Below are 2,900 nucleotides of genomic sequence, written 5' to 3'. Positions count from 1 at the left end.
TTAGCTAACGATTCACAGGGACTTTTTCCCTGATACAGTTGTTTGAAGCGATGGAAGGAAATGTACTTTTCTGGGTCAAAGTTGGAGCGCTCATGGGAGGGTAGCAAGCCAAACAGAAATTTTTGGAACGGTTGGAAGTAGTGATCGATGCTTTCCTTCTCCTCCCCTTGACTCCTCTCTGCCACAAAGCGGTAATGGGATGCCAGTAAGGTCGTTACTCCGTCTCTCGCCACCTCCAGTAAGCGCTGATTATACGTGAGAAACAACGGCTCACCAGGGAGAGGCTGCTCACGGCGATGTCCTCGCTTGTCGTAATATTTCCGATAGCAGTAGTCGGCAAACAGATAAAGCAGCATGGTAGACTTACCGCTACCCGCTCGTCCGTTGATGAATAAAGGCAACGAACCCTGACCCGGTGCTGCACTGGAAACGGACTGAAGAATCTGCTCTTCTTCCACGGAAAGAGCGAGATTTGCCTCTTTCCCTCGCTCAATTGCTAGCCAACTCTGTTCATCAGCAAGCAGATAGGAGGGATAGGAACGTTGAGCAAAGGGGGTCAAGTCATGAAGGCTTAAGGGTCGTGCCAAGACATTAGTTGTGCCAAAGCCATCAAATAAAGCCGTTTTCTTCCCGATTTGGATAATCTCTTCTCTGGAGGGTCGGTGATTAAAAGGCGCTAACAGAAATAAGACACCCCCAACAAAGGTATCAGCGGTTTGCATCTCGCTGTAAAGGATGTAATGTCCGTTCAATGTACATAACCTGACATTCAACAAATCGGGAAAGCCTTCTGAGGGATGAGCTCCGGAGCGAATTCCCGCAACCAGTTGATAATAAGTTTCCCAGGCGTCTTGGACTTCCCGTTGCCTGAAGCGCGTCACCCATTCTTCGCTTTCATAAATCACCCAGTCTTCAGTCAGCGTCTCCATCTCCCAACTGGGAGATTCTAGCCAAGGAAGCAGTTCCGGCGGGAGTTCCGGGAGTTTCTGAACAGGACGCTGCTTGTTCTTTTCACGGGTGAGCCAGTCTCGGATGTGTTGCTGATTAAGTTCAGGCTCGAAGTGGGTCCTGCCATACGCTCGCGGATCGTGGAGAAACTGTTCATAGTCACTGTCACCGCGCTTAAAGATATCGAGCAAGCATACCAGTTGCTCATCATCGACTCTTAGGATGCGTGCAATGAGTCTTCGATTGAGGATTCGGCGCTTTAAGTAAGGATAGACTCGTTCAAAACGCGCCTGTACCTCATCAATTCTCTGAGTTTCCAGTTCAACGCACAGGTCATCGATTCGCTCTTGAAGGCCATAGAGTTCTGCCTTGTTGTTGCATCCAGAGGTGCGATAGACGTACATCGGTGAGTCTCCGCTATTCCTGCCAAAAAGATAGCTGTTAACGCTATCCCTATTGTCGTCTAGCGAAGAAGTTGGTATGGGGATTTTTGGTTACAAATCATACAATTGGCAAAATTTTGCGGATAAGGGGCAGAGGGTCGTAGGGGCAACGTATGCGTTGCCCCTAATCAACGATGACCCATTGAGTGAGGTTCAATGTTGCACAGCTAATCGACTTCCCCCTGGTGGCGAGGGTCTGGGTGGAGACGGGTTCTTTTTTTGGCTGACTAGAACATTGTTGAACCTCGAAGTCGTTACAAGCTCTTGGGGCTGAGCTTGTGTTACAGGCTGGCTCAATCCCGTAGCTAAAACAATCGTGGTGAATGTTATAAAATACTTCGGATTCATGACAGCCTCCTTTTTAGTCGGTTAGTAGTTTCGCTTTAGCGAAGACAGCGCAATGCGGCTTCTTTCCACCCATCCCCCATCAAGTCGCTACAATATACTACAAGTGCTACAAAATAGATTCCGCATTTCAGCTCGGATTGGCTCATGTCTGCGATCGTGAGAGGTTCGAGGTATTGTATTCAAAGATATTTGGGGGAATTTTCCTCAAGCCAGCCGTAGGCTCTAAAAGCTGGAAGTCTCCTAAAATCAGGGATAAGCTGTTGAGGGAAATCACTTTGACTTAGGGGAATCCCTGAACTTTTTAGGCAGCATCGATGGCGAGACGGAACTATGGCCCTCAAGTTAAACAGCGCACCAAACGCCTGTTAGAAGCACTGCTGGCTTATGCCAATCATGAAGTAGAAAATAGTGAGCGGCTACCCCTTCAAGTCCACTGGAAGAATGAGAAGCATCTGCTGGTCAAAACTAAGGTGCGGTTCCTCGAAGAACTGACAGCCTTAACCTCAAAGGATGGCAAGTTAAGCAGCGACGAAATCAAAGAAGCGCTCCATCGTCTTAAAGATTTTGTGGAAATTCTAGAGGATCATCGCATCAAGACGCAGGGTGCAGATGATTGGCACTTTACATTAAAGCTGTGGTACAAACAGTACGATACAGCGGCAAACTTAAAGCGGCTTGATGTGGAGTGGGAGCATCGGCGATCGCAAAAGTCCCAACAAATCACAGAGGATGAATCGTTCAGAACTGGGTTGGCTAAATCAGCCAAACAAGACACGCATCTAGTTTTGGAGGATAAGGCAAAGGCGAATCCTAGCTTCCCTAACGTCGCAATGGCTCCTGTTCAACAGCCTCTAGGATTGCAAGATTGGGGAGAAGCGCCAGAAGTCTCCAGTTTCTACGGACGTACTGAAGAACTATGCCAGCTAGAGCAATGGATTTTGCAAGACCGTTGTAAAGTGATAGCTCTGTTAGGGATGGGCGGGATTGGTAAAACTACGCTAGCCGTGATGCTGACAGAGCGAATTCAGGAGCAGTTTGACTTCTTGATTTGGCGCAGTCTCAAAATCGCCCCACCAATACAAACGCTTTTAGGCAGCTTAATTCAGTTTCTCTCCCAAGGACAGGAAACCCTCTCATCCCAAGATATTCAGCAGGGTATTT

The 2,900-nt window shown here is 48.1% G+C and carries 2 protein-coding genes and 1 pseudogene; 1 reads left to right on the top strand and 2 read right to left on the bottom strand.

Annotated elements, in window-relative coordinates:
* A pseudogene (locus tag V6C93_RS08740) lies at positions 1–1,352 on the bottom strand (hypothetical protein); the annotation flags it as partial.
* 192 nt (positions 1,353–1,544) lie between these two features.
* Complete coding sequence (locus V6C93_RS08735; protein WP_333476269.1) at positions 1,545–1,739, bottom strand: hypothetical protein; 195 nt, start codon at positions 1,737–1,739, stop codon at positions 1,545–1,547.
* A 314-nt stretch (positions 1,740–2,053) separates the two neighbouring features.
* On the opposite strand from V6C93_RS08735, the gene V6C93_RS08730 reads away from it, so the two are divergent.
* Positions 2,054–2,900 (top strand): NB-ARC domain-containing protein (locus V6C93_RS08730; RefSeq protein WP_333476268.1); only part of this gene is annotated, 847 nt, incomplete at its 3' end.

The organism is Allocoleopsis sp., assembly GCF_036703385.1.
In the GTDB taxonomy this organism is placed as follows: domain Bacteria; phylum Cyanobacteriota; class Cyanobacteriia; order Cyanobacteriales; family Coleofasciculaceae; genus Allocoleopsis.
This window is presented reverse-complemented; position numbering and strand designations above follow the sequence as displayed.